Origin of the sequence: Actinoplanes italicus, from assembly GCF_003001815.1 — a bacterium.
GTDB lineage: Bacteria > Actinomycetota > Actinomycetes > Mycobacteriales > Micromonosporaceae > Actinoplanes > Actinoplanes italicus.
Window position 1 is genome coordinate 43880 of the sequence record NZ_PVMZ01000025.1, and the last position, 26416, is coordinate 70295.

Here is a 26416-nt window from a genome sequence, read left to right on the forward strand (position 1 = left end):
ACCTCAGCCGAAGGCGAGCGCGACGACGGTCAGATGATGCATGCCCTTGGCCTGTGTCTTGCGGATGATCTCCCCGTTGGAGTAGAAGCCGCCGTACGGTGTCGGCTTGATCGCGTCGCGCAGGCGGGACGCGGCCAGGTCGGTGCCGTCGGCGCCGAGCGCGATCGACCGTACGCAGCAATCGAAGACGAGCAGGCCGAGCGCCTCGGAGCCCACGCCCTCGATGGCCGCGGAGGCGGCGGTGGGCGCGGCGTCGACGAGCCCGTCGGTGTCGGCCTCCATGAACCACACCATCGCGCCCTCGGGGGTGTCGGCGAGACCGAAGATCGAACGCGTCTCCGGGTCGGCCTGGAAGATCACCCGGATGTCCTCGCCGGTACGCCGGGCCAGGCCGAGCGGGCGCACGGTCGCGAACTGCAGGAACGCGTCCGGGTCGTTCGCCAGTTCGGGGGCGCCACCGGTGCGCCGCAGGTAGACGTCGAGGGCCGGTTCGCCGTCGAGTTCGTGGATGATGCCGTTCTCGCTGCGGGAGACGACCATCGGCTCGCCGACGCGACGCCAGCCGTGGGCTGCGCCGATGCCGAACGGAACGGGCGAGCCGAGCGCGGCGCCGAGAACGGCGTTCGGCAGCAGCTGCACCTCGGTGCCGTCGCTGAAGAAGTGGAACGTGCCGGTCTGGGTGACGTTGTCGCCCGCGCAGCCACCGACCAGCGGCACCAGCGCACCGGCCACGGTGTAGGCGCCGCGCACCATCTCCTGCTGATCGCCGCTGCGGCCGTCGCCGAGCAGCAGCACCACCCGGTTCTCGGCGTCGATGTCGTCGAGGCAGCTCGCGGCACGGATGCCGGCCTCGTACAGGTCGACGCTGTCGTGCGGCACCGCGCGCACCGACACGTCGTAGCCGCCGAGCGCGTTGACGACGACGCCGGCGCCGCGGCCGTCGGGCGTGAACTCGCCGGACGTCGAGCAGCCGATCATCAGTACGTCGCCGCCGGCTTCGGCGTGGACGGCCTCGGCCATCTCTCGGGTGGCGTGGGTGAGCGACGCGAAGACGACCAGTAGTCCGGCGCGGCGTCCGCCGAGCGCTTCGCGGCAGGCTTCGGCTCCGGCCTTGGCCGGGTCCGCCGCCAGGCTGCGTCCGACCCCGAACCACCGCTCCGCCGATGCGCCCATGTCTGCTCCCTCGCCTGCGGTCCGCGTCCGCGAACCATCCAGGCCTGTGGTTCGGCAAGAGCAGACAAAACCTTAGATTTTGTACGCGCTACGCGAACCCACCGAGGCTGGGCAGGCGCGACGCGGGCGGGACACCGGCCCGACAAGGCGGCTCGCGGGCTGCACCGGCACTCACCGACGCGGGCCGGGCGTTCCCGAACGGCACGTCGTGGGCCAGCTCCTACACCGGCGGCAACGGCTACTACTACCTGTTCATGTCGTTCGGCTTCTGCTGCCGGGGCGCGTCCAGCACGTACCGCACCATGGTCGCCCGCTCGACGAGCATCACCGGTCCATACCGCGACCGCGCCGGCACCTACACCACCGCCGGTGGCGGCACCGAGATCCTGGCGACACACGGCAGCATCTACGGCCCGGGCCACACCGCCGTCTTCACCGACACCGACGCCGACGTGCTCGTCTACCACTACTACAACTCGTCGGGCACCGCGAAGCTCGGCATCAACCTGCTCGGCTGGGACTCCTCAGCTCATCCAACGTGGCACCGGCAACGATGCGCCGGATATTCCCTCGAGATCGCTCTCAGCCAGCTCGCGGGCGAGGCCGACAGAATCACCCGTCCCACCGAACGCGGCCAGCAAGATCAGATCCATCGAGTCGGCACACCCTTTCCGGCGCCCTTCATCGAAGGCTCGCTCGACGACCCGCCCGATCGTCTCGCCGATGACCTCCCCATACCCTTGGGCGAAACCTCTGGTCCAGTCGCGACGGGCAATTTCGCGGCCGGCCTCAGAATTCTCGGAATTTTCGATCCGTTCCCTGATCAACCGATCGCCCGCAGGTCCTCGAGTGTGACACCGTCGACAATGCGGGCGATGTTGCCGACATGGTCGCCGTCGGCCAATCGGCGGGCAAGATCGTCTAGATCATCGATGTCACCGAATCTGGCCCGCAGCAGGGCCTGCATCGAGTCGAAATGTCCCTCGGCCCGGTTACGACGGGCGATATCGCGGCCGGACTCGGACTGTTCGAGGATGTTGTTCATGCCTCCCCTCTCCAGCGCTTCGAGGATCTGGATTGCGAGCGGGTCGGCGGTCGCGGCGATCCGGTCGACGACGCGTTCGACTACGTCGGGTGGCGCTTTCCTGGACCAGAGCGCGAGCGGCGCCAGCGGACCGGCCAGCAAAGCGGCCGGGTCCAGGTCCTCGGGCACGTTGACGACCCGATAGTCGAGCCGGGCCTGGTCGCGATGAAAGCTGCCGGGATATCCCCCACCGAGCGGCCAGATCACCACCTGATGGATCCGGTGATCGGTGCGGCGGTATTTGAGGACGAGGCCCGCCCAGTAGGCGACCATCCGCTCCTGGAAGTCGTCGGTCCGCTTGACCTGCACCTCGACGTGATAGACGTCGGCGGGCCAGCTGTCGTCGTGGTGGACCAGGAACACCTTGTCACGCTGCAGGCTGCGCTGGCGCGGCAACTCGGTGGGCCCGTCGAGGATCACCTCCCGCTCACCGAGCCGGGCACCACACAGCACCTGTAACGCGTCGCGTGGATGGCGTGCCAGCAGATTCTTGTAGAGGCCGTCGAAGTCGCGGGCCGCTGCCGGCCCAGCGGTAACGCCGTCGGTCACGATTGCTCCTCCCCACGCCCCGGGTCGGGCGTACTACGAGCCTGCCTTGGCTATCGACTAGAAGTCAAGGGTGAACGTGAATTACGACACCTAGGCGTAAGACAGGTCCAAGGCGAGGACGGAGGAACGGGGCGGAGCCGCTGGCAGTGACTCCGTCCCGGTAGGGCTCAGATGCCGGCCGTGCGCACTGCCCCGTGGAGCTCGGCCGCGCGGTCGATCAGGTCCTTCACGTCGCGGGCCGCGGCGGGCAGCGTCAGGTAGACGTGGTCGGCGCCGGCCTCGGCGAAGGCCGCCACGTCGTCGACCAGCTGCGACATGCTCGCGGCGAGCGGCTGCCGCGGTTCGAGGGACTGCGCGGTCAGCGACAGTACGGAGATCTGAACGGTGCAGCTGATCGGCGTCTCGCGTCCGGCCCGCTCGGCCGCCTCCCGCAGGCGCCCGAGGGTGGCGGCCACCTGCTCCGGTGTGACACCGGTGGCGACCCAGCCGTCGGCACGGTCGACCACCCGCTTGAGCGCCCGCTGCGAGGCAGGCCCCGCACCGAGCAGGATCGGGATGCGGTGGGCCGGCTTGGGGCCGACGTCGGCGGTGGTCACCTCGTACCGCGACGTCGCGTAGCTGACCGGATTCGGGCCCCACACGGCGGCCGCGATGTCCAGGAACTCGTCGAGGGCCCGCCCGCGCTCGCTGAGCGGCACCGGCGCGGCGGCGGCGAATTCGTCGGGCGACCAGCCCACGCCGAGCCCGGCGGTGAGCCGGCCACCCGAGGCCGCGTCCAGCGTCGCGAGCTCCCGGGCCAGCCGCATCGGCAGGTGCAGCGGTACCACCAGCACGCCGGTGGCCAGTTCGATCCGTTCGGTGACGGCGGCCGCGACGGTCAGCGTGATCAGCGCGTCGGAGACACCCCGGTAGACGTCCGGCCACGGCAGCCCGGGAACGTTGTAGAGGCCGTGCGGGCCGCTCTGGTCCTCGGGTACGAGCACCCGCTCGAAAACCCACAGGCTGTCGTAGCCGATCTCCTCGATCGCTCGCGCGGCGGCGACCACGTCCGGGCCGGGCGAGAAGTGACTGAACTGGGGCAAACTGAGGCCGAGTTTCACCATGTCCCGACGATTCCACACAGGACACCAGGGCGCTGACTCATTCCGGACAGCACCTCGATTTCGAAGATCGAACGACTTCCGTTGATCCGACACGGCCGGTTATCCGTGGTCTTCCTCAACCGGGACAACCGCACAGGTCATACACAGGTCATGGAGGCACAACGTGCTAGCTGTCGTCCGCTCGTCCGCCGCGCCCCGTCGGCTGACCGCGCTCATGATCGCCGCGCTGGCGCTCGTCCTGTTCGATCCCCGGGCCGCGTACGCCGAGCCCGGCGTGCCGAACCCGCCGAACAACCTCCTGACCGACACGGGCGAGGGCAACGTCGCCGAGGCCGACATCGACTTCGTGATCAAGGTGAAGCTCGCCGGGCTGTGGGAGATCCCGGCCGGCGAGATGGCGCAGACCCGGTCGAACAGCAACCGGATCAAGAAGATCGGGGAGGACATCGCCGCGCAGCACGGGTCGCTGGACGCGCTGGTCGAGGCCGCGGCGAAGAAACTCGACGTCGATCTGCCGGACAAGCCGAACAAGGATCAGCAGGGCTGGCTCGACGAGATGGAGGCCGCCAAGGGCGAGGAGTTCGACCAGATCTACGTCGACCGCCTGCGTGCCGCCCACGGCAAGATCTTCCCGGCGATCGCGACGATCCGGACCAGCACCCGCAACGACACCGTCCGCAAACTGGCCCAGCGGACCAACCAGTTCGTGATGACGCACCTGACGCTGCTGGAGAGCAGCGGCATCGTCGACTTCGAGTCGCTGCCGACCGCGCCGCCGCCGAACGCCGCCGCCACCACGAAGGCGGCCAGCCCGGTGCTGCAGTCCGCGGATGCCAACGGCGGTACGCCGTCGGTGAGCCTGCCCGTGGTCGGTGTCGTGGTCGTCGTCGGCGTGGGTGTGGCGTTCCTGCTGTCACGCAAGCTGATGCAGGACCCGCGCCGCCGCCGGAGGTCGCGCAACCGCAGCTATCAATACTGATCCGTTGATCTCCCGGTGAGGGGGCGCCGTCCGCGGACGGCGCCCCCTCATGCACTGTCAGGCCAGGTTGATGTAGTCGAGTTCGGCGTAACCGGTGCCGCCGGCGAAGAACGGCGAGCCCTTGGCCAGGCGGATGGTGTTCCAGCCGGCACGCAGGTTGACCGTGGTGTTCACCGTCGAGCCGAAGACGCCCCAGGCCGCGGTCGGCGGGTAGCTGACCGTCTGCCAGGCACTGCCGTTGTACGCCAGACCGTGGGTGGCGGTGGCCCCCGTACCGTTGGCGTAGCCGATCGTCATCGTGTACGACCGCGCGGCCGGCACGTTGACCAGGAAGTCGACGAACGACTGGTTGCGCGAGTTGGCGGAGCCGTCGATCTGACCGACGAAACCGCCGCTGGACGCCGACCCGCTGGAGAACCGGTTCGCGTTGACGACCGTGGCGTTCTCCGCCTCGTAACGCTGTTGCCACGCCGGCACGCCCGAGGTCGGGGTGACGAGCAGCTGGTACGAGTCCCACGCGTCCATTCCGGTGACGGGCACGCTGATCACCCCGCCGGAGACCGTGTAGGTGCCGCTCGAGACGCTGATCGGGGCGGACTGGTTGGTGAACCGGCCGGTGGTGCCGCTGCGGGACAGGGTGACCCGCACCTGGGAGCCGAGCGCGCCGAGCCCGGTGACCCGGACCGTGTTGTTCCCGCTGTCGCCGCCGAACACCACGTTCACGATCTTGCGGGTGCCGTCGTAGGCGGCGACGCCCTCCAGCCACGAGCCGGGGACGGTCCGCACGATGTTGCCGGCCATGTCGCCGTACCACCGGTAGGTCCAGTACGACGAGGTGGGCAGGTTGTTGTGCAGCAGGCCGTTGAGGGTGCCGGCCTCGTACCAGTAGGCCCGTTCCGCCGACCGGATCCCGTGCCGTTCGAAGACCGCCATGTAGTGCACGGCCACGCTCGGGATGTCGACCTGCGACGGCGACGCGTACTCGTTGATCGAAATCGGTCGCGCGGAGATGCCGAGGGACCGCTCGATCGCCCGGTAGTCGGCCACGTGCGCTTCGACCTGGAGGTATTTGTCGTTCTCCAGCTCGTGCCAGACGATCACGTCGGGCAGCGTGCCGGTGTCGCGGGCGTTGGTGAGGAAGCTGACCATCCAGTCGTGGTTGTAGACCGAGTGGCTGGGCCCGACGATCGGGGTGACCGTGTCGAGGGATCGGATCAAACGGTGGGTACGGGTCCACCCGGCGTTGAAGGTGCCGGCGGCGCTGGTGTTCCAGGTCCAGTCCGGTTCGTTCCAGAGCTCGTAGCCGTCGACGTTGGTGGTGCCGCCGGCCGCCAGCCGGGTGTTGACCATGGTGCGGACCTTGGACTCCCAGTCGGCCCAGCTGACCCACCGGTACGGGAAGTCCTTGTAGATGTCCGGCAGCCGCCAGAACTGCTGAGCGCCGGCGCTGGTGATCTTCCCGGCGGCCAGGTTGCCGTCGCAGCAGGGTGTGGTGGCGCCGTTGCCGAGCTGCTGCACGCCGGGCGGCGGCTGGGTGAGGTGGTTGAGCCGCAGCGGGTAGAGCTGCTCCAGCGGCGGCTTGGTGCCGGTGTCGACGGCGTAGAGGCCGCCGGACGCGACGTGCGTGACGGGGCGCACGACGGTGCCGACGTCGACGGTGAGGGTGTTGCCTGCGGCCTGTGCCGGGCTGGGGACGGCCAGCCCGGCCAGGACGAGCAACAGTGCGGCGGGGATGCGGTGGCGCACGGTGTCACCTCGAAGGGGGTTAGGGGGACGGTTGGTCCTCCTGTGCGGTGAGCGGGATCCAGACCCGCATCGGGCCGGGTTCCCGGTTGGCCGACAGGAAGTAGGGGACGGCGGTGACCGTCGTGGTCGCCGCCGTGGAGCCGCCGCTGCGCAGGTCGCGGTAGAGCGGCCGGTTCTCGGGTGCCCGGGCACGGACCCGGACGCGCAGCGTGACCGGGAAGAGTCCGGTGCTGTGGAAGGCGACCGCGGCCGGTGACGCCGGGTCGAGTTCGTAGTCCTCGAACAGCGTCCCGCCGGCGGGCATGTCGGCGTGTTCGAGGCAGTACACGATCGGGCCACGCATCAGGGCGGCGGCGCCGCGGACGGCGTCGACCCGCGGGTGCGCGGCGACCAGGCGGGCCGGCATGGCCAGGGTCAGCACGACCTCGTCGCCCGGATGCCAGATGCGGTGCAGGCGCAGGTAGCCGTCCTGCGTTCGGGCCGGGGCCGGGGTGCCGTTGACGGTCAGCCGCACGTCGGAGCACCAGGCCGGCACGCGCAACGACAGGGTCCACGGCTCGGCCGGGGTGTCGGTGACGGTCACGGTGACCTGCTCGTCCCACGGGTAACGGGTGCGCACGTCGACACCGAACCCACTCGAGGCGAAGGTTCCCGCGCCGTAGAGGTGCAGCTGGAGGCCGCTGTCGTCACCGGTGGCGGCGTACGTGTGCAGTGACGCCATCAGCCGGGCCAGATTCGGCGGGCAGCACGCGCACTCGTACCAGTCGAGGCGGTGGCCGGGCGCGTTCTCGTCGCCGCTGTCGTGGCCGGTGCGCCGCTGCAGCGGGGTCGAGTAGAAGAACGCCTTCCCGTCGGCGGCGGTGCTCGCGGCGATCGCGTTGTGCAGCACACGTTCCATCTCGTCGGCGTATTTCACCTTGCCGGTGGCCAGCAGCAGCCGCCAGGCGAGCTGGAAACTGGCGATGGCGGCACACGTCTCGGCGTAGGCGCGGTCCGGCGGCAACTCGTACGCGTCGCCGTACGCCTCGTCGCGGTGCCGGGAACCCTGGCCGCCGGTCAGGTAGGTGCGGCTGTCCAGCGCCGAGTCCCACAGCTGCTCGGTCTTGGCCAGCAGCGCCTCATCACGGGTCTCGACGGCCACGTCGACGGCGCCGGCCAGCAGGTAGAGCTGCCGGACCACATGGCCGCTGACCTCGTCCACCTCACGCAACGGCTGATGGTCCTGGTAGTAGGCGGCGCCGAACCGGCCGGGCCCGAGGGTTCCGTGGCCACGGTTGTCCAGGAAACGGGCGGCCAGGTCGAGGTACGGCCGATGCCCGGTCACCCGGTACAACTCGGCGAGCGCGGTCTCCACCTCGGGATGGCCGTCGGTCTCGCGCGAGTCCCCGTACCGCAGGATCAGAAGGTCGGCGAAACGGCGCGCGACCGACACGACCTGCTGAGCCACCGCATCTCCGGGCGCGGAACGCGCCGCCGCGACCGCCGCCTGGATCAGGTGCCCGGCCGTGTACATCTCGTGGCTGAAGTGCAGCTCGTTCCACTGCCGGTCACGCTTGTCCGGGTCCTGGTAGTAGGTGACCAGGTAGCCGTCCGGGTCCTGGGCCTTCTCCAGCAGCGCGGCCGTCTCCGCGGCGAACTCACCGGCGGTCCCCGACCAGAACGCCGCCTCCAGGCTCTTGTGCACGTCGGTGTCGGCGAACCAGTACCCGCGGTAGTCGGCGTCCGAATCGCCGGTGACCCTGCGCAGGTTGTCGAGGTTGCCGTACGTGTCGAGCCGGGCCACGCAGTGCGGCAGGGTGGCCTCGGTGTTGCGGGCCTGCCAGCCGCCGAGCAGACCGTCCGGCGCGAGCCGCACCGTGTTGGCGGGCAGCGGCCACAGGGTGCCGATCGCCTGCGGGGTGGGCGCGACGGGACCGTGGAAAACAGAGCTCATTGGATCCTCTAGTCCTTGACGGCGCCGGCGGTCACACCGGCGGCCACGTAACGCTGGGCCAGGATGAGCAGCAGCGTCGCGGGAATCGACGCGACCACGGCGGTCGCCATGATCGCGTTCCACTGCTGGTTGTTGTTGCCGATGTAGTGGTAGATGCCGAGGGTGATCGGCTGGGCGTCACCGCCGCCGTCGAGCGTCGTGGCGAAGACGAAGTCCGACCACGCCCACAGGAACGCGAACAGGCTGACCGTGACGATCGCGTTGCGGGACACCGGCAGGATCACCGAGACGAACGTGCGCCACTTCGACGCGCCGTCGATGAGCGCCGCGTTGATCAGCTCGTCGGGGATGCCGGACATGAACGCCGTGAAGATCAGCACGCCGAACGGGACGGCGATCGTCGAGTCCGCGAGGATCAGGCCACCGACCGTGTTGAGGACGCCGAGGCGCAGGTAGATGGCGTAGAAGCCCATCGCCATGATGATTCCGGGGATCATCTGCGCGATCAGCAGGACGAAGCTGAGCGCGCCGCCGCCCTTCGGGCGGAGCTTGGCCAGGGCGTATCCGGCGGGCGCGGAGAGCACGAGCGTCAGGGCGACGGTGCCGAGACCGACGACCAAGGACGTTCCGAGGTACGGCAACTGCTGCTCGAAGACGGCGCGGTAGCCCTCCAGGGTCCCGTTCCACGGGAACAGGTGCGGTGGGTCGGCCCGCATGTCGTTGTCCCTGGTGAACGACACGTTGATCATCCAGTAGACCGGGAACAGCATGATCGCCGTGAAGAACAGGCCGAGCACGGTCTTTGCGTATCTGAGAACTGCCGCGTACCTCATGCCTGCCTCCTCTGGAACCGGATGTAGAGCAGGCCGAAGAACAGTGCCATGAGGATCAGCAGGTTGCCGACCGCGGCTCCGGGACCGAACTCGGGCAGCAGACTGCCGAAGCTGAAGCGGTACGACCAGGTGGCGAACGTTGTGGACGCGTCCGCCGGGCCACCCTTCGTCATGATCCAGATCAGGTCGAAGACCTTGAGCGTGTAGACCAGACCGAGCAGCAGTGTGATCGCCGAGACCGGCCGCAGCAGCGGGAACGTGACCCGCCAGAAGCGTTGCCGGCCGTTGGCGCCGTCCAGTGCGGCGGCCTCGTAGATCTCGCACGGGATGGCCTGCAGTCCGCTGTAGAGCACCACCAGGTTGAACGGGATGCCGATCCAGATGTTCGCGATGATGACGCTGGTCAGCGCCCAGTCCGGCGAGGTCAGCCAGTTGACCGGGTCCACACCGATCAGTCCGAGAGCGTGGTTGACGATCCCGGAGTCACTGTTGAGCATCCACGACCACGTCGACGCGCTGACGATCAGCGGGAGCAGCCACGGCACCAGGAACAGCGCCCGCAACGTCGCCGACAGCCTGAAGTTCTGCGCGAAGAACACGGCCAGGGCGAGCCCGATCGCGAACTGGAACGCGATGCTGACGACCGTGAACGTCAGCGTGTGCAGGAACGCCGGGCCGAACGCCGGATCGGCGAACACGTCGCGGTAGTTGTCGAGGCCGGAGAACGGCGCGTCGCCCTGTACGAAGCTGCGGACCGTGTAGTGCCGCAGGCTCAGGTCCAGGTTGCGGTACAGCGGGTAGGCGTAGAAGGCAAGCAGGTAGATCACGATCGGAGCCAGGAACGCCCAGGCCGTCCAGTGCCCCCGGCCACGCCGGACACGGGCGGTGTTCTCCCGCGTCCGGACGAGGCTGGATACTTCCGTCGTCACTTGGTGGCCGCTGCCGCTGTCGTCTGGGCGGTCTTCAGGGCGTCCGCCGGGGAGGCCGAACCGCTCAGCGCGGCCTGGAACGCGGTCCACAGTGGCTGCGAGATCTTCGGGTACTTGGTGCCGAGGTCGTCACTGGTCCGGCCCTTGGCCGCCTTGACCGCCTCGACCCAGACGGTGAGCTCGGAGTTCGCGGCGACCTGCTTCTGCTGCACCGCTTCGGTGGCCGCGATGTAGGACAGCGTCGTGTCGGTGGTGAGGGCGTTGTCCGCGCTGGTCAGGCAGGCGATCAGCTTCTCGGTGACCGCGTACCGGGCGGTCTCGGACTGCACCGGGGCGGTGACGAACTCGCCGCCGGTCGGTGCGGGTGCGGTGCCACCGGCCTGGGACGGGATCGGGATGATGCCGTACTCGAAGCCGGTCTTCTTGGCGTTGGCCAGCTGCCACGTGCCGTTCTCGCTGAACGCGAAGTCACCGGCGGCGAACTCCTGCCAGCTGGTGGTCTGCGTGTTGTTGAGCACCGAGTTCGGCGCGTACCCGTTCTTGAGCCAGCCGTTCCAGAGCTCCAGCGACGCCACGCCCTGCGGCGAGTCGAGCTGGGTCAGATTGGCGCCCGCTCCCCAGAACCAGGGCAGGAACTGGAACGAGCCCTCCTCGGTGCCGATCGCCGAGAACGTGATGCCCTTCTTGCCGGACGCCTTGACCTTCTCCAGCGCGCTGGTCAGCGACGCCCAGTCCTTGATCGCGGTGGGGTCGACCTCGGCGGCGTCGAGGATCTTCTTGTTGTAGTAGAGGGCGAGGGTGTTGGCGCCGATCGGGATGCCGTACGTCTTGCCGCCGATCTGCCCGGCGGCGAGCAGGTTCGGCTCGACGGCCGAGGTGTCGACCTTGAGCTCGTCGGCCGTGGTGAGGACACCGGCATCGGCGAGGGTCGACACGACCGGGTTGTCGACGATCAATACGTCCGGCGAGTTGCCCTGCTGCGCGGCGAGCAGAGCCTTGTTGGTGAGATCGGTAGTGTCGTAGCCGGTCCGCTTGACCGTGACGCCGGCATCGGTGCCGCACTTGGTCAGCAGCTTCACCCAGTCCGAGCTGTCGTCGAACTGCGGATACGGATCCCAGATCTGATAGTCACCGCCGGCGGCGGATCCGCCGTCGCCGGAACCGGTGCCGGTGGAGTTGGAGCACCCGGTCAGGAGGCAGGCCGCGAGGGCGAGCGCCGCCGCGGAACGCAGAGTGGACATATTGGTTCCCCTTGCACATGGAGGAGGTTGCGGGAGGGGCTGCGATCCGTCGAGAAGGAATCGCTAGGAAATCGATTGCCTAGACGCTAGGTAGCGCCTTGCTCGCATGTCAAGACCAAGTTACGGTCGCATGAAGCACGGCGTGTCAGACACGCTAGGAAACCGGGGAGGAAACAATCAGCACCATGGACCGCGCGGTGACCATCAGTCAGGTGGCCGCGCTCGCGGGGGTCTCGACCGGGACGGCCTCCAAAGCGCTCAACGGCCGCGGAGCCCTGCGGCCGGAGACCCGGTTACGTGTGCAGCAGGCCGCCGAGCAGCTCGGATTCGTCGCCAACGCGGCGGCCCGGTCGCTGCAGACCGGCCGCACCTACACGGTCGGCATGATCACCACGGACAGCATCGGGCGATTCAGCATCCCGGTCCTTCTCGGCGCCGAGGACGCGCTCGGGGCCGGGCAGATGTCGATCTTCCTGTGCGACGCCCGGGACGACCCGATCCGCGAGCAGTACTACCTGCGTACGCTGCTCAGCCGCAAGGTGGACGGGATCATAGTGACCGGCCGGCGGACCCAGGCCCGCGCGCCGATCGGGGTCGGGCTGCCGGTACCGGTGGTCTACGCCTTCATCAGCTCGGCCGACCCGCAGGACTGCTCGGTGGTGCCGGACGAGGCCGACGGATCCCGCCGGGCCGTGCAGCACCTGCTGGCCATCGGCCGCCGCCGGATCGCGCACGTCACCGGGCCCGAGCACCACCACTCGGCGACGATCCGGGCGCAGGGCGCGGTGGACACCCTGGCAGCGGAGGGCCTGCGGCTCGCGACGCCCACCCTGTACGGCGAGTGGAGCGAGGCGTGGGGCCGGCAGGCCGCCGGGATCCTGCTCTCCACGGGCGCGGACGTGGACGCGGTGTTTTGCGGCAGCGACCAGATCGCCCGCGGGCTGGCCGAGGCGCTGACCAAGGCCGGCAAGGTGATCCCCCGGGACATCGCCCTGGTCGGCTTCGACAACTGGGACGTCATGGTCGACGGCTGCCAGCCGGCCCTGACCAGCGTCGACATGGATCTGGAGGGAATCGGGCGCACGGCCGCCGAGCGGTTGCTCGCGGCGATCAACGGTTCCCCCGCGCACGGCCAGCACGCCCGCCCCTGCCGCCTGGTCCCCCGGGCGTCCACGGCGGTGTAACCCCCCAGCCGTGTCATACCGCTGCCTCGAGCACGCTGAGACAACGGTGAGACAACGGTGAGACACAGCCACCAGACCCAGCCGGCCCACACCGCCGTCTCGAGCACGCTGAGACGACAGTGAGACACAGCCGGTGGCCCACGGACCACCGCGAGCGAGAGGCAAACGATTTCCTGGCGAGGCATTGACGGTTGTGGTTTGAGTTCGTAACCTGGCCGAAATCCCTCGTTGACAGAACGCAATCGCTTGCCAAGCGTTCATTTGTTAACGCTCACACGCTAGGGAGCACCCCAGCCTTGGAGCGACCCATGAGAGCCTGGAAAGTCCCCGTCCTAGCCGTGCTCCTCGCCGCGGCCCCCGCGACACCCGTGCACGCCGCCGATCTGCCGGCCCCGGTGCTGGCCTATGAGTTCGACACTCCCGGCGTCGTCACCGACAGCTCCGGCAACGGCCTCGACGGCACCCTGGTCAACGGCGGTACCGCGGTCTTCGCCGACGGCGCCCTGCAACTGCCCGGCGGCGCACCCACCTCGAACGGCGCCTACGTCACGATCCCCCGGGCGGCCCTCGAGGGCCGCACCGATCTCACCGTCTCCACCCGCGTCAGGTGGGACGGCACGACGGCCCCCTGGCAGTGGATCTACGCGCTCGGCAAGGACACCGGCCGCTACCTGTTCACCACCCCCTACAACGGCGACGGCCGGCTGCGTACCGCCGCCACCAAGGACTTCGCGGGCGCGGAGGCACAGGTCACGGGATACGCCGCGCTGCCCTCGAACGCGTGGCGGACGATCACGGTCACCCTCGGCGGAGGGCGGCTCACCACGTACCTGGACGGAGTCGCCGCCGGTGCGGCCGCGACCACCGTGACCGCCGCCGACCTGCTGGACGCACAGACCACGTCAGCGGGTTTCCTCGGCAGGTCGTTCTACCCGGACCCGCTCTTCGACGGGGCGATCGACTCGTTCCGCATCTACGGCACGGCACTGACCCCCGCGCAGGTCGCCGAGGAGTCCGGCGTCACCCCACCCACCGTGACCGGCCTCGCCGAGACCACCTTCGACGTGCGCACCACGATCGGGACGGCGCCGGCCATGCCGGCAGACGTCAGGGGCCAATTCACCGATGGGTACGACCGGAGCGTCCCGATCACGTGGGGAGCCGTCGACCCCGCCCAGTACGCACAGCGGGGCACCTTCACGGTGACCGGTACGGCTGCCGGACGCACGGTGACGGCAGACGTCACGGTGATCCGCGAGGGTGAGCTGGTCATCGACCTGGCCGACACGACCGGCCCGTTCCACGGCGGCGCGTCGGGCACGCTGTACGGCCTCTACGGTGACGGTGTCCCGACGAACAACCTTATCGAGGGCATGCGCCTGCGTACCGTCTCGACCAAGGCCCAGGACGGACCGCAGCATCCCGGCGCCGACGCGCTGGAAGTCGTGAAACCGCTGGCCGACAGCACCGGCGGTGACACCTACATCTACATGACCGACATCCACCGCGGCTTCCCGTACCAGTGGCCGGGCACCACACCCGAGGAGAAGCTGAACCTCTTCAAGGACAAGATCGCCAAGCAGGTCGACCAGGTCCTCACGCTGGAGCCGGAGTATCAGGACAACGTCGTCTTCGTGCCGTTCAACGAGCCCGAGGGCAACATGTTCGGCACCGGCCAGTGGAGTTACGACGGCGTCAGCTGGCTCAGCGACCCGGACGACTACTTCGAGGCCTGGGACGACGTGTACGCGCTGATCAAGGCCAGGATGCCGGGCGCGCGGATCGCCGGCCCGAACACCAGCATCCTGTTCGACCAGGTCAAGGGCTTCCTCACGCACACGAAGGCGGCCGGCACCGTCCCGGACGTCATCACCTGGCACGAACTGAGCCACCCCGAGGCGGTCCGCGAGAGCGTCGCGAAGTACCGGCAGTGGGAGAAGGAGATCCTCGGCGAGGAACTGCCGATCAACATCAACGAGTACGCGTTCAACTACCACACCTCGGTGCCGGGCCAGATGATCCAGTGGATCTCGGCGATCGAGGAGTCCAAGGTCGACGCCGACATCGCGTACTGGAACATCGACGGCAACCTGTCCGACTCGGCGGTGCAGGCCAACCGCGGCAACGGCCAGTGGTGGCTGTACAACGCCTACGGGAGCATGACCGGTCAGACCGTCAAGGTGACACCGCCGTACCCGGGCCGCAACTACTCGCTCCAGGGCGTCGCGACCGTCGACTCGGCCCGCAAGCAGGCGCGGGCCATCTTCGGCGGTGCCACGAGCGCCGGTTACATCCGGTTCGACAACGTGCCGAAGTACCTGGGCCGGACCGTGCACGCGTGGATCCGGGAGATCCCGTGGACCGGGCAGGTCGGCGACTCGGCGCAGCCCCGGCTGATCGCCGAGAGGGACGTCAAGGTCAGTGGCGGTGCGGTGGCGTTCGAGTTCGACGAGCTGGCCGAGTCGTCGGCGTACGAGATCATCCTCGCCCCGGCAGGGAAGAGCTCGACCGCGAAGACGCCCGCCCTGTGGCGGGGCTCGTTCGAGGCGGAGGACGCGAAGTACACCGGCGGTGGTTACAGCCGCAACGGGCCCGAGGGGTCGCCGTCGGACGTGTCCAAGTTCTACACGTCGGGTCGCTACAACGTCGGCGGTCTGCGCACGGGCAGTGACGGTGTCCTCGACTTCACCGTCGACGTGCCCCGGGACGGCGCCTATGACCTGAGCGTGTTCGCCAATTCTCTGAACACCTTCGATCTGGTACGCGAGCAGGGGCCGACGAACGTGTTCCTGCGCGTCGACGGTGCCGCCGAGCAGGAGGTGTTCCTGCCGCTCGGCTACAAGTGGGTGGTCTGGGACCACACCGACACGAAGGTGCAGCTCACCAAGGGAACGCACACCATCTCGCTGGCGGCGAGGAGCCTCGACGGCGTACGGGCCACGAAGGGCGACGCGATCGTCGACCGGATCACGCTGTCCCTGCCGAATCCGGCGGCGGCGACCGACGTCTACGAGGCGGAGCTGGCCGATCTCGATCGCGCCCGTGCCGTCACCGGTGGCGCCGAGCTGGGCCGCGGCGGGACGGCCACGTTCTGGGTGTACTCCCCTGCCGACACCGAGTCCACGATCGCCGCGGTGACCAGCGGCAACGTCAAGATCATGGTGAACGGTCAGGCGGTGCAGGGCCGGAAGGCGGCGGTCTCGCTCTCCGGCGGCGTCAACAAGGTCGTGGTGACCGGCATCGATCGCAACAGCACGATCGACCGTCTCGACGTGCGCCGGACCAGCGGAGGGCTGCGCGCGGTCACCTACGAGGCCGAGGCCGCCACCCTGGCCGGCACCGCCACGGTCACGGCGAAGTCCCTGGCCGGCGGCGGTCAGGCGGTCACCGGGGTGACCGGTGCGAACACGCTGACGTTCACGGTCGGCGCGGACCGGGCCGGCGTCCACGCGATGCGGATCCGCTACTCGAACCCGGAACAGGCCGTGGCCACGCACTACAACCCGGATCCGCTGGCCCGGCACGCGGACATCACGGTCAACGGCGCGGCGGCCGAGCGGGTGCTGTTCCCGCACAGCTTCCACGACAACAACTTCTGGGAGCTGACGGTGCCGGTGACGTTGAAGAAGGGTCAGAACACGGTGACGTTCTCGTCGGCGGAACTGCCGAACTTCGACGGCACGACGTACGCGTCCCAGACCTGGCCGGACGTGCTGCTGCGCTCGAGGTTCGCGCCGTTGATCGACCGGATCACGGTCTCCCCGTACAGCATCGGCCGTTGAATCCGGTCTTGAATCCAACTGGTCCAACCAGTTGACGGGTTGACGTCATGGCGGGCACACTGCCCGCCATGACGTTCGCACCGCTCGACAGGCAGTCCGTCTCGGATCAGGTGTTCGGACGGCTACGAGACGCCGTCCTCGGCGGTCGCTATGCGGCCGGCGACGCCCTGCCCAGCGAACGGGAGCTGGCCACCTCGTTCGGGGTCAACCGGCATGCGATCCGCGAGGCGCTGCGCCGCCTGCAGCAGCTCGGCCTGGTCCGGGTCAGTCAGGGCGGCGCGACCCGCGTGCAGGACTGGCGGGCCACCGCCGGGCTCGACCTGGCCATGGCGCTCACCCAGGCCGGTGACGTGCTGCCGGTGCCGACGCTGGCCCGCGACATGATGGAGATGCGGGTCAGCATCGGCGCCGACGCGGCCCGGCTCTGCGCGCAACGCGGCAGCGGGCAGGCGCGCGCCGCGGTCATCGAGGCCGTCGAGGCGTACGCCGCCGCGGTTCCCGATCTCGCGGCGATGGGCGCGGCCGACCTGGCCGTGTGGCGGCGCATCATCGAGGGCTGCGGCAACATCGCGTACCTGCTGGCGTACAACAGCCTCACCGCGGGCGACCTGGCCGTCGGCCACGTGCCGCCGCATCTGCGTGCCGCCGAGCTGCTCGACGTGGCGGCCCACCGCCGCCTCGCCACGCTGATCGATTCCGGCGACGCCGCGGGCGCCGAAGCCGCGGCCCGGTCGCTGCTCACCCCACCCGTCCCCGCTGCCCTCTCCGGCGGCGGAGAAGCCCCTCCCGCCCCCAGCGAAAGGGCCGAGCGCCGATGATTCCCGCCGTCCTCTACGCCGTACCGGCGTTCCTGCTGCTGATCGTGATGGAAGTCCTGTCGTTCCGGTTCCTGCCGGACGACGAGGAGCGCGGCTACGAGGCACGCGACACCGCCACCAGCCTCACCATGGGTTTCGGCAGCCAGGTCATCGGCGTGCCGTGGAAACTGGTCACCGCGGTGGCGTTCGCCGGCCTGTACGTGATCAGCCCGTTCAAGCTGGACCCGGGCGACTGGTGGGTCTGGGTGCTGCTGTTCTTCGCCGACGACCTCGCCTACTACTGGTTCCACCGGCTGCACCACGAGGTGCGGGTGCTGTGGGCCGGGCACGTGGTGCACCACTCCAGCCAGTTCTTCAACCTCTCGACCGCGCTGCGGCAGAGCTGGACGCCGATGACCGCGCTGCCGTTCTGGCTCGGGCTCGCCGCGCTCGGCTTCCCGCCGTGGATGATCTTCCTGCAGCAGTCGATCAGCCTGGCGTACCAGTTCTTCCTGCACACCGAACGGATCGACAGGCTGCCCCGGCCGATCGAATGGTTCTTCAACACCCCGTCGCATCATCGGGTGCACCACGGCGCCAACGATCCGTACCTGGACCGCAACTACGGCGGCATCCTGATCGTCTGGGACCGGTTGTTCGGCAGCTTCGAACCCGAGGGCGAGCACGTACGGTACGGCCTGACCACCAACATCCAGACGTACAACCCGCTCAGGGTCGCCACCCACGAGTACACGGCGATCTGGCGCGACCTGCGCGGGGCCGAGACGTGGCGGCACCGGGCCGGATACCTCTTCGGCCGTCCCGGCTGGCAGCCCGCGTCATGATCCTCCCGTTCTTCGCCGTCGTCGCCGCGGTCGAGGTCATCGCCGTGGCGGCGGACTGGACCGCCGTGCAATGGGTCGCGAAACCGCTGCTCGGGCCGCTGTTGATCGCCTGGATGCTCCAGCGTGGACGGCGCGACGTGGCCACCCTGGCACTCGGGTTCGCCACCGCCGGCGACATCGCGCTCCTCGTACCGGATCAGATGGCCTTCCTGATCGGTATGGGGTTCTTCCTCGGCGCGCAGATCTGTTTCGTCATCGCGTTCCGGCCGATCCGGGCGATTCACGCGGCGGGTTACTGGCTGCTCTGGGCGCTGGCGAACCTGCTGCTGTGGGAACGGCTCGGCGACCTCGCCCTGCCGGTGCTGATCTACAGCTTCGCGCTGACCACGATGGCGGCGGCAGCGGCCGGCATCTCCCGGAGGGTCGCCGCGGGCGGGGCGCTGTTCCTCGTCTCCGACCTGCTCATCGGCCTCGGCGCGGCGGGTATCCGGGCGCCGGCGCACGACGTCCTCGTCATGACGACGTACGCGGCGGCGCTGTTCCTGCTGACGACGGGCTGGGTTCAGTCCGAGGAGCAAGGGGTGCGGACCGGCCGGATTCGAACCGGCGTCCTCAGCCTGAGCAAGGCTGCACGACGACCTCTGCGCTACGAGCCCGCACCGCCGCGAATCCTACCCACGCGGCCGCCGGACTGACCGGGAGGTTCCAGGGGTGCGGACCGGCCTTCAGGGGTGCGGACCGACCGGATTCGAACCGGTGTCCTTCGGTTCTGGAGACCGACGCGACGACCTCTGCGCTACGAGCCCGCACCTGCGGTGATCATAGCCGCGAGCTCCCGCAGAACCGTTGCGCGGTCACGCATCCGACCGTCACCCGACCGGTCGGCGGCGTGTGCGGCCTGCGCGGCCAGCATCCGCAGCCGGGGCACGTGCGCGCGCATCTCCGCCGACGACGGCAGCCGGTCCGCGAGCAGGCGCAACACCTCCGGATCCTCGTTGTCGATCGCACCGCCGACCGCGTCCGCGGTGACCAGCGCACCGCGCGCCAGCAGCGTGCGGGCCAGATCGGCGGTCACCGCGTGGGCGCCGGTCCGCAGAGTGTTCGTCACCGGCACCCGCCGCTCCAGCAACCGTACGGCCGCGTCCAGACGCCGGTTCACCAGGGCGATATCGATCGGGGTGAGGCCGCCACGGACCGGTTCGGCCAGATCGCAGCCGGCCGTCGCGAGCCGCTCCAGCAGATCCCGATCGCCGGCCGCGGCCGCCCGGTCCAGGGCGAGCCGCCGCAACCGGGGCCGGTCCGCGATCGTGCCCGCGGTCAGCGCCGAACGCCAGTCCAGAACGGTCGCCCGCACCAGCTCCCGCAGCTTCCCGGCGACCCGCGGCTCCCGCTCGGCCAGCTCGTCGACGGCGTCGCGCATCTCAGCGCCGGCATCCGCGTCGCCGGACTCCCACGGGTCGTCCTCGAGCGCCAGTTGGCCGAACAGTTCCCGTACGTCCGCGGCCATCGCGTCCGCCCGGTCGCCCTCGCTCAACTCCCAGCCCGGCGGCAGACCCTGCTGCCAGTAGACGACCCCGCCGTGCCCCGGACCGTCGGCTGTGTCCACATAGAGCCGGTCCAGGTACTCGAAACCGCCGAACGGCAGGAACCGCACCGTCCCCGATCCGGTCTCGTGCTCGATCCAGCCCCACAGGTCGTTGTAGCCGTCCGAGCCGGGGAAGAACAGCTCGGTGAACGAGACCTGCCCGTCCAGCTGGTAGTCGATGCGCCCGCCGAAGGTCGTCCGCCACAACGCGATCAGCGCCTCGGGCAGCGGCCCCGCACACCGCGCCGCGACCGCCTCCAGCGTCACGTCGTCGATCGGCGGCCGCGCGTCGAGAATCAGCCGGTCCGCGAAAACGGCGATGCCGGCCTCACCGGCGATCCACCGGTCCTTGTCATCGAGCAGGATCGCTTCAGGCACGGCCACACCCTAACCATTCGGTACGGACCACGCCGCCCCACAGATTTCAGCCGCTTCCGGACGGCTGTGTCATACCGCTGTCTCGAGAGCGTCGAGACAACGGCCGGCGAACTGGTTCTCGACCCCGGCGGAACCGGGTCGGCCGTCTGGGACGCGGTGCGTGGCAGCGGGATCTTCGTGGCTGGGGTGGGTGGGGTCAGGCCAGCAGCAGCGGGATCAGGGCCAGAGCCGCGGGGACGGTCTGGATGTAGATGATGCGGCGGCTGGCGGTCAGGGCTCCGACGATGCCGGCGATCGCCACGCAGAGCAGGAAGAAGATCACGACTGCCTTGCCTCCGCCGAGCAGGCCCCAGAACAGGCCGGCGGCCAGGAACCCGTTGTAGAGGCCCTGGTTCAGGCCGAGGACCTTCGTCTGCTCGGCGAACTCGGGCGTGAAACCGAACGCCTTGCGGCCCTGCGGCTTGGTCCAGAGGAACATCTCGAGAACCGCGATGTACACGTGGATGAGCGCCACGATCGCGGCGAGGACGTTCCCGATGATCAGCATTCGGCGAGACTACCTGGCTGTTGACCACGGCAATCGGCCCGCAGCGGGTGCTGCGGGCCGTGACACGGATCGCCGGCGGGCGCGTGGCCCGTACCGGATCAGAGGCCGTAGGTCTTCCCGATGATGTCCCGCTGGATCTCGCTGGTGCCGCCGTAGATGGTGGAGACGAGGGTGGCGCGGACGTGGCGTTCCATGTCGTACTCGGTGGCGTAGCCGTAGCCGCCCATCATCTGCATGCCGGCCAGTGCCACCTGGCGCGCGACCTCGGTGGTCTTGAGTTTGACCATCGAGCTCTCGCGCGGGAGGACCTTGGCGGGGTCGCGGTCGACGAGGGTCGCGACGCGGTGGACGAGCAGGCGGCAGCACTCGATCTCGGTGGCCAGATCGGCGATCCGGTGGCGTAGCGCCTGGAACGAGCCGACCGGCCGGCCGAACTGTTTGCGCTGCCGGATGAAGTCGAGCGCGTCGTCGAAGGCGCGCTGGGCGGTGCCGAGCATGAGGGCGGCGAGGATGAGCCGCTCGACGTTGAGGCCGGCCATCAGCTGCTGCCAGCCCTTGTCGACGGCGCCGACCACGGCGTCGGTGGGCACCCGTACGTCGGTGAAGTAGACGTCGTTGACCTCCTTGCCGCCCATCGTCTCGATGCCCTTGATGCTCAGGCCGGTCGCGTCGGCGGGGATCAGCAGCATGGTGAGGCCGTGGTGGTCGCCGGGGCTGCCGCCGGTCCGGGCGACCAGCAGGATCGCGTCGGCGATGTGGGCGTTGGAGATCCACGTCTTCTGGCCGTTGATCACCCAGCCGTCGTCGGTGGCCACGGCGCGGCAGGAGAGGTTCGCGACGTCGGAGCCGGCCTCCGGTTCGCTCATCGCGATGGAGTAGACGCGACCGTTGACCAGACCGCCGAGGACGGTCTTCTTCTGCTCGTCGGTGCCGGAGCGTTCGACGGCGGCGGCGACGATCGCGCTGGTGGTGAAGCCGCCGACGGGGGCCTGGCCGTATCCGACGCGCTCCAGGAACAGGCAGGTGTCGAGCATGCCGGCGCCGGAGCCGCCGAACTGCTCGGGGACGGTGACGCCGAGCCAGCCGAGGTCGGCCATCTTGCGGTAGAGCCCGGGGTGGTGCGGGCCGTCGCCGCGTTGCTCCCGGGTGCCGGCCTCGCGGCGGCAGAAGTCGTCGACGGCCTGAGTGAAGGCCTTCTGCTCGTCGCTGAGATCGATACTCATGTCATCACCTTCCTGGAGTTATTGCAGGTGAATCGCTATGTTGACAGCGACCGTAACATATCAAATATCAAATTTACGCCGAGGAGCCCGGCATGACGACCACCGACGTTGTTGGACCCGCAGTCGCCCAGGCCCGTGAGGCCGCCCGCTGGTGGGGAGGGCTCGGATTCAACGGACGCCGCTCCCGCCTGCTGGCCTGGAAACGGCACATCGCACAGCACATCGGCGAGCTCGCGGCCCTGGTCGCGGAGGAGACCGGCAAGTCACAGGACGACGCGGCGCTCGAGGTGATGCTCGCCGTCGAGCACCTGGACTGGGCGGCCCGCAGCGCCGGCAAGGTGCTCGGGCGGCGCAAGGTCTCCTCGGGGATGCTCGCGTCCAACCACGTGGCCACCCTCGAGTACCTGCCGCTCGGCGTGGTCGGGGTGATCGGGCCGTGGAACTATCCGGTCTACACGCCGCTCGGCTCGGTGTCGTACGCGCTGGCCGCCGGCAACGCCGTGGTGTTCAAGCCGAGCGAGCACACCCCGCGCACCGGGCAGTGGCTGGCCGACGCGTGGGCGCAGGCAGTGCCGGGTGAGCCGGTGCTGCAGGTGGTTCTCGGGGACGGTACGGTCGGCGCCGCCCTCACCTGGTCCGGCGTCGACAAGATCGCGTTCACCGGGTCGGCGGCGACCGCCCGCAAGGTGATGGCCACGTGCGCGGAGACGCTGACGCCGCTCGTCGTGGAGGGTGGCGGCAAGGACGCGATGATCGTCGCGGCGGACGCCGACCTGGAGGCGGCGGCGCAGGCTGCGGCGTTCGGCGGTTTCGGCAACGCGGGTCAGACGTGCGCGGGCGTGGAGCGTGTCTACATAGAACGTTCTGTCTACCAAACCTTCCTGGACAAATTGGGCTCTTTGGCGCCCGGTCCGCAGAAGATGACCACCCCCGAACAGCCCTCGATCGTCCGCTCCCACGTCGAGGACGCGCTGGCCCGTGGCGGTCGCGCGGTGGTCGGCGGGATCGAGTCGGTCCAGCCGGCCCAGGTGGGAGCCGTCGTCCTGGCCGAGGTGCCGGAGGACAGCCTCGCCGTCACCGAGGAGACGTTCGGGCCGACGCTCGTGGTGAACCCGGTGGACAGCGTGGACGAGGCGATCCGGCTGGCCAACGCGTCGAAGTACGGCCTGGCCGCGTCGATCTTCACGAAGGACTCGCACGCCGGGACCGCGATCGCCCGGCGGCTGCGCACCGGCGCCGCCTCGATCAACGCGGTGCTCGGGTTCGCCGGGGTGCCGTCACTGCCGTTCGGCGGCGTCGGCGACTCCGGGTTCGGGCGCATCCACGGCGCGGACGGGCTGCGCGAGTTCTCCCGGGCCCAGTCGGTGACCCGGCAGCGCTTCCACGCGCCACTCGACCTGATGCGCCTGGACCGGGATCCGAAGGCGATGGCCCGGGCGCTGAAACTGTTCCGATTCCGCCACGGCAGGTGATGGCGCGCCGGTGAGGTTCAGGCGTCCCAGATGCCCAGGCCGTCGAGGTGTTTGACCAGGCGCTCCGCCCCATCGGTGAAGTGCCTGGTCATCGCGGTGCGCGCGGCGTCCGCGTCGGCCTCGGCGAACGCGGTCAGCAGTGCCTCGTGGTCGGCGCGCATCCCCTCGCGCCAGCCGGGATCGGCCGAGTAGACGCGGGCGGGGGTGTAGCGGGTGGCGGTGTGCAGGAACCAGCTCAGCTTGCGGGACCGCGCCATCCGGTTGACCGCGCGATGGAACTCGTACTCGAAGGTCTCGACGTCGGCGGCCTTGCGGGCACGGGCCACCTTGTTGTGCGCCACCCGCAGCTCGGCCAGCTGCGCCTCACCGATCCCCGCCGCGACCCGGGCGGCCAGCTCACCGGCGATGTCGCCCTGCAGCTGGAAGACGTCGAGGATGTCCTGCCGGGAGAGCGGCGCCACCACGTACCCCCGGCGGGGCTGCAACTCGACCATGTCCTCGCCGCGCAGGGTGAGCAGCGCCTCCCGGACCGGGGTGATGCTCACGTCGAGGGTCGCGGCGACCTCCTCGAGGCGGATCCGCGCGCCGGGACGCAGCTCGCCGGACATGATCCGGGCGCGCAGGGCGCCGGCGACCTCCTCGGAAAGCAATCCCCTCACCTCTCGCTTTATCGGCCGTCACCGTATCAAATATCAAAAAAGAGGGAAGGTGACCGATGGGCCGCTATGACCTGCGGGACCGGATCGCGGGCCTCGATCCGGAGCGTGACCACCTGGAGATCTACCAGATCTCGTCGGGGCAGGAGTTCCCCTGGGACTACACGCGGGCGCTGGAGTTCGCGCTGTTCCGCACATACTGCGTGCCGAGCATCTCGAAGCTGCTCGCGGCGACCGGCGAGTTCCGGGACCGGCCACAGCGCCGCTACGACGACACGGCGCTGCTGATGGCGGAGATGGCGGCGCACGGTTACGACTCGGACCGGGGGCGGGAGGCCCTCAAGGTGGTCAACCGGGCGCACGGCCGCTATGCCATCACCAACGACGACATGCTGTACGTGCTGTCGACGTTCGTCTACGACCCGATCGACTGGCTGGCGCGCTACGGCTGGCGGCCGCTGCACGACAACGAACGCCTGGCCGCGTTCCACTACTACCGGGCCGTCGGCAGACGGATGGGGATCAAGGACATTCCGGAGTCGTACGACGAATTCCTGTCCTTCAAGAACGCCTACGAGACGGAGCACTTCGTCTACAGCGACACGAACGCGGAGATCGGGAAGTACACGGTGGAGCTGTTCGCGGCGTGGTTCCCCGGGTTCCTTCGCCCCGCGGTCCGGCTCGGGGTGCGCGGCATGCTCGACGAACGGATGCTGACCGCCTTCGGGTTCGGCCCGGCGCCGCGCTGGGTGGGCGTGGCCGCCACGGCGGGGCTGAGGACCCGTGCGTTCGCGTTGCGATTTTTCCCGCCCCGCAGGGAATCGGTCCTCGGCCGGCCCAAGCACAACCGCACCTATCCCGGCTATCCGACCGGCCGCCGGCCCTCCGACCTGGGCGCACCTCCTCCGCCCGCGGACATGCCGGCCGAGTTCCTGCGGTCATCACGTCAGGATCAGGGTCATATTGACATGACCTGATGGATTGCTGACTTTCGATGTCTGAGGGTTTGCTGTGAGGCACTGATCCCCCAGATCCCGGAGGTCGTTCATGAGACGACGGTCCTTCGCGGCCCTTGCCGCGGTTGCGCTCTGCGCGACCGCGGCAGTGTCCGCCTCCTCCCCCGTCGGCGCGGAACCGGTCGTCGAAGCCTCGGCAACCGCCGAATACGAGATCTACGACGTTCGTACGCTCAAGCAGCGCAACACCATCGCCGGCACCGGTGTGTCCATCGAGGACCTCGAGCACGGCGTCGCGACGGTCACCGCCACCGGCGGTGAGGTCACCCGGCTCAAGCGGCTCGGGTTCAAGGTCGAACCGGTGCTGCAGACGCTCGACTTCCCGCCCGCCGACTCCGCGTACCACAACTACGCCGAGACCATCGCGGAGATCAACTCAGTGGTGGCCGCCTACCCGGCGATCGCCAGCAAGCGGGTGCTCGGCAAGACGTACGAGGGCCGCGACATCGTGGCCGTGAAGATCTCCGACAACGTCGGCACCGACGAGTCCGAGCCCGAGGTCCTGTACGACGCCAACCACCACGCCCGCGAGCACCTGACCGTGGAGCAGGCGCTGTACCTGCTCGGGCAGTTCACCAAGACGTACGCGTCCGACACCCGGGTCAAGAACATCGTGGACACCCGCGAGATCTGGATCATCCCGATGGTGAACCCGGACGGCGTCGAGTACGACATCGCCTCCGGCAGTTACCGCTCGTGGCGTAAGAACCGGCAGCCCAACAGCGGTTCCAGCTACGTCGGCACCGACCTGAACCGCAACTACGGTTACAACTGGGGCTGCTGCGGCGGCTCGTCGGGCAGCACGTCGTCGGCCACGTACCGCGGCCCGTCGGCGTTCTCGTCGCCGGAGACCCGGGTCATCCGGGACTTCGTGAACAGCCGCGTGGTCGGTGGCGTCCAGCAGATCAAGGCCGCGATCGACTTCCACTCGTACTCGAAGCTGGTGCTGTGGCCGTACGGGCACACCACCGCCAACACGGCGACCGGCATGAACGCCGACCAGGCCAACACGTTCGCCACACTGGGCCGGCAGATGGCCGCCACCAACGGCTACACGCCGCAGCAGTCCAGCGACCTCTACATCACCGACGGCGACTCGCTCGACTGGCTGTGGGGGCAGCACAAGATCTTCGCGTACACCTTCGAGCTGTACCCGGGAAGCTCGGGCGGCGGCGGCTTCTACCCGCCGGCCAGCGTGATCCCGACCGAGACGGCCCGCAACCGGACGGCGGCGCTGATGCTCGCCGAGGCGGCCGACTGTCCGTACAAGGTGATCAACAAGCAGTCCACCTACTGCTGACCCGCCCTTTCGGAAGGCCCGGCGGCCGCCGGGCCTTCCGTCGCGATATAAGCGAAGCGGG

Annotated in this window: 20 protein-coding genes, 2 tRNA genes and 3 pseudogenes; 10 read left to right on the plus strand and 15 right to left on the minus strand. The window is 69.2% G+C overall.

What is annotated here, in order from left to right; translation table 11 throughout:
- Positions 1–3: 3 nt before the first annotated feature.
- Positions 4–1173, minus strand: coding sequence for an FIST signal transduction protein (locus CLV67_RS41930; protein ID WP_106328941.1), 1170 nt, complete (start codon positions 1171–1173; stop codon positions 4–6).
- 254 nt (positions 1174–1427) lie between these two features.
- Between CLV67_RS41930 and CLV67_RS53925 the strand changes: the two are divergent.
- Positions 1428–1607: pseudogene (locus tag CLV67_RS53925) on the plus strand (arabinan endo-1,5-alpha-L-arabinosidase); the annotation flags it as partial.
- Between the two features lie 90 nt (positions 1608–1697).
- On the opposite strand, the gene CLV67_RS52350 reads toward CLV67_RS53925, so the two are convergent.
- From CLV67_RS52350 to CLV67_RS41945, 3 genes are all read right to left on the minus strand, one after another.
- Positions 1698–2000: a hypothetical protein gene (locus CLV67_RS52350; protein WP_170154210.1), complete on the minus strand. Its 303-nt coding sequence runs from the start codon at positions 1998–2000 to the stop codon at positions 1698–1700.
- A complete protein-coding gene (locus CLV67_RS52355; protein ID WP_106328943.1) occupies positions 1997–2806 on the minus strand; it encodes an RpnC/YadD family protein in 810 nt (269 codons plus the stop codon). The genes CLV67_RS52350 and CLV67_RS52355 overlap by 4 nt, the downstream gene beginning before the upstream one ends.
- Positions 2807–2973: 167 nt before the next feature.
- Positions 2974–3909: a TIGR03619 family F420-dependent LLM class oxidoreductase gene (locus CLV67_RS41945; protein ID WP_106328945.1), complete on the minus strand. Its 936-nt coding sequence runs from the start codon at positions 3907–3909 to the stop codon at positions 2974–2976.
- 163 nt (positions 3910–4072) lie between these two features.
- Here CLV67_RS41945 and CLV67_RS41950 point away from each other — a divergent pair, with 163 nt between their 5' ends.
- Entirely contained in the window at positions 4073–4888 is an 816-nt protein-coding gene (locus CLV67_RS41950) for a DUF4142 domain-containing protein (RefSeq protein ID WP_239166688.1), read from the plus strand.
- A 57-nt stretch (positions 4889–4945) separates the two neighbouring features.
- On the opposite strand, the gene CLV67_RS41955 is transcribed toward CLV67_RS41950, so the two are convergent.
- The 5 genes from CLV67_RS41955 to CLV67_RS41975 are packed head-to-tail and all read right to left on the minus strand — an operon-like array spanning position 4946 to position 11570.
- A complete protein-coding gene (locus CLV67_RS41955; protein WP_106328949.1) occupies positions 4946–6634 on the minus strand; it encodes a carbohydrate-binding protein in 1689 nt (562 codons plus the stop codon).
- A 19-nt stretch (positions 6635–6653) separates the two neighbouring features.
- Positions 6654–8567, minus strand: a complete 1914-nt coding sequence (locus CLV67_RS41960) for a glycoside hydrolase family 127 protein (RefSeq protein ID WP_106328951.1) — start codon at positions 8565–8567, stop codon at positions 6654–6656.
- An 8-nt stretch (positions 8568–8575) separates the two neighbouring features.
- A complete protein-coding gene (locus CLV67_RS41965; protein ID WP_106328953.1) occupies positions 8576–9400 on the minus strand; it encodes a carbohydrate ABC transporter permease in 825 nt (274 codons plus the stop codon).
- Entirely contained in the window at positions 9397–10329 is a 933-nt protein-coding gene (locus tag CLV67_RS41970; protein ID WP_239166687.1) for a carbohydrate ABC transporter permease, read from the minus strand. Before CLV67_RS41970 ends, CLV67_RS41965 begins: the two co-directional genes overlap by 4 nt.
- Positions 10326–11570, minus strand: a complete 1245-nt coding sequence (locus CLV67_RS41975; RefSeq protein WP_106328955.1) for a sugar ABC transporter substrate-binding protein — start codon at positions 11568–11570, stop codon at positions 10326–10328. Before CLV67_RS41975 ends, CLV67_RS41970 begins: the two co-directional genes overlap by 4 nt.
- 185 nt (positions 11571–11755) lie before the next feature.
- On the opposite strand from CLV67_RS41975, the gene CLV67_RS41980 reads away from it, so the two are divergent.
- The 5 genes and pseudogenes from CLV67_RS41980 to CLV67_RS42000 all read left to right on the plus strand — a co-directional run.
- Positions 11756–12754: a LacI family DNA-binding transcriptional regulator gene (locus CLV67_RS41980; RefSeq protein ID WP_106328957.1), complete on the plus strand. Its 999-nt coding sequence runs from the start codon at positions 11756–11758 to the stop codon at positions 12752–12754.
- 308 nt (positions 12755–13062) lie between these two features.
- A complete protein-coding gene (locus tag CLV67_RS41985) occupies positions 13063–16536 on the plus strand; it encodes a LamG-like jellyroll fold domain-containing protein (RefSeq protein WP_106328959.1) in 3474 nt (1157 codons plus the stop codon).
- A 68-nt stretch (positions 16537–16604) separates the two neighbouring features.
- The gene (locus tag CLV67_RS41990; RefSeq protein ID WP_106329091.1) at positions 16605–17354 is read left to right on the plus strand and encodes a FadR/GntR family transcriptional regulator; all 750 of its coding nucleotides are present in this window, start codon (positions 16605–16607) and stop codon (positions 17352–17354) included.
- On the plus strand, positions 17351–18178 hold the full coding sequence (locus CLV67_RS41995; RefSeq protein ID WP_106328961.1) for a sterol desaturase family protein: 828 nt from the start codon (positions 17351–17353) through the stop codon (positions 18176–18178). The genes CLV67_RS41990 and CLV67_RS41995 overlap by 4 nt, the downstream gene beginning before the upstream one ends.
- A gap of 113 nt (positions 18179–18291) precedes the next feature.
- Positions 18292–18675: pseudogene (locus CLV67_RS42000) on the plus strand (lysoplasmalogenase family protein); the annotation flags it as partial.
- An 85-nt stretch (positions 18676–18760) separates the two neighbouring features.
- Here the strand turns inward: CLV67_RS42000 and CLV67_RS42005 are convergent.
- The 5 genes from CLV67_RS42005 to CLV67_RS42025 form a co-directional block, all read right to left on the minus strand.
- Positions 18761–18836: transfer RNA gene (locus tag CLV67_RS42005), tRNA-Ser, on the minus strand.
- A gap of 74 nt (positions 18837–18910) precedes the next feature.
- A tRNA-Trp gene (locus CLV67_RS42010) sits at positions 18911–18986 on the minus strand.
- A complete protein-coding gene (locus tag CLV67_RS42015; RefSeq protein WP_146169513.1) occupies positions 18975–20141 on the minus strand; it encodes an SMI1/KNR4 family protein in 1167 nt (388 codons plus the stop codon). The genes CLV67_RS42010 and CLV67_RS42015 overlap by 12 nt, the downstream gene beginning before the upstream one ends.
- 196 nt (positions 20142–20337) lie before the next feature.
- Positions 20338–20688, minus strand: a complete 351-nt coding sequence (locus tag CLV67_RS42020) for a DUF1304 domain-containing protein (RefSeq protein WP_106328965.1) — start codon at positions 20686–20688, stop codon at positions 20338–20340.
- Positions 20689–20786: 98 nt separating this feature from the next.
- The gene (locus CLV67_RS42025) at positions 20787–21911 is read right to left on the minus strand and encodes an acyl-CoA dehydrogenase family protein (protein WP_106328967.1); all 1125 of its coding nucleotides are present in this window, start codon (positions 21909–21911) and stop codon (positions 20787–20789) included.
- Between the two features lie 92 nt (positions 21912–22003).
- Here CLV67_RS42025 and CLV67_RS42030 point away from each other — a divergent pair, with 92 nt between their 5' ends.
- Entirely contained in the window at positions 22004–23383 is a 1380-nt protein-coding gene (locus tag CLV67_RS42030) for an aldehyde dehydrogenase family protein (RefSeq protein WP_106328969.1), read from the plus strand.
- A 17-nt stretch (positions 23384–23400) separates the two neighbouring features.
- On the opposite strand, the gene CLV67_RS42035 is transcribed toward CLV67_RS42030, so the two are convergent.
- Positions 23401–24042, minus strand: coding sequence for a GntR family transcriptional regulator (locus CLV67_RS42035; RefSeq protein WP_373873185.1), 642 nt, complete (start codon positions 24040–24042; stop codon positions 23401–23403).
- A 56-nt stretch (positions 24043–24098) separates the two neighbouring features.
- Here CLV67_RS42035 and CLV67_RS42040 point away from each other — a divergent pair, with 56 nt between their 5' ends.
- Together CLV67_RS42040 and CLV67_RS42045 are read left to right on the plus strand one after the other, a co-directional pair.
- Positions 24099–25016: an oxygenase MpaB family protein gene (locus tag CLV67_RS42040; RefSeq protein ID WP_106328971.1), complete on the plus strand. Its 918-nt coding sequence runs from the start codon at positions 24099–24101 to the stop codon at positions 25014–25016.
- Positions 25017–25086: 70 nt separating this feature from the next.
- Positions 25087–26352 (plus strand): annotated as a pseudogene (locus CLV67_RS42045) (M14 family metallopeptidase); the annotation flags it as partial.
- Positions 26353–26416: the final 64 nt, after the last annotated feature.

Excerpts from the sequence above, each read along its gene's own strand:
- CLV67_RS41930 (WP_106328941.1), bottom strand. The coding sequence starts at position 1,173 with ATGGGCGCATCGGCGGAGCGGTGGTTCGGGGTCGGACGCAGCCTGGCG.
- CLV67_RS41945 (WP_106328945.1), bottom strand. The coding sequence starts at position 3,909 with ATGGTGAAACTCGGCCTCAGTTTGCCCCAGTTCAGTCACTTCTCGCCC.
- CLV67_RS41960 (WP_106328951.1), bottom strand. The coding sequence starts at position 8,567 with ATGAGCTCTGTTTTCCACGGTCCCGTCGCGCCCACCCCGCAGGCGATC.
- CLV67_RS41965 (WP_106328953.1), bottom strand. The coding sequence starts at position 9,400 with ATGAGGTACGCGGCAGTTCTCAGATACGCAAAGACCGTGCTCGGCCTG.
- CLV67_RS41975 (WP_106328955.1), bottom strand. The coding sequence starts at position 11,570 with ATGTCCACTCTGCGTTCCGCGGCGGCGCTCGCCCTCGCGGCCTGCCTC.
- CLV67_RS41980 (WP_106328957.1), top strand. The coding sequence starts at position 11,756 with ATGGACCGCGCGGTGACCATCAGTCAGGTGGCCGCGCTCGCGGGGGTC.
- CLV67_RS41985 (WP_106328959.1), top strand. The coding sequence starts at position 13,063 with ATGAGAGCCTGGAAAGTCCCCGTCCTAGCCGTGCTCCTCGCCGCGGCC.
- CLV67_RS41990 (WP_106329091.1), top strand. The coding sequence starts at position 16,605 with ATGACGTTCGCACCGCTCGACAGGCAGTCCGTCTCGGATCAGGTGTTC.
- CLV67_RS41995 (WP_106328961.1), top strand. The coding sequence starts at position 17,351 with ATGATTCCCGCCGTCCTCTACGCCGTACCGGCGTTCCTGCTGCTGATC.
- CLV67_RS42020 (WP_106328965.1), bottom strand. The coding sequence starts at position 20,688 with ATGCTGATCATCGGGAACGTCCTCGCCGCGATCGTGGCGCTCATCCAC.
- CLV67_RS42025 (WP_106328967.1), bottom strand. The coding sequence starts at position 21,911 with ATGAGTATCGATCTCAGCGACGAGCAGAAGGCCTTCACTCAGGCCGTC.
- CLV67_RS42030 (WP_106328969.1), top strand. The coding sequence starts at position 22,004 with ATGACGACCACCGACGTTGTTGGACCCGCAGTCGCCCAGGCCCGTGAG.
- CLV67_RS42040 (WP_106328971.1), top strand. The coding sequence starts at position 24,099 with ATGGGCCGCTATGACCTGCGGGACCGGATCGCGGGCCTCGATCCGGAG.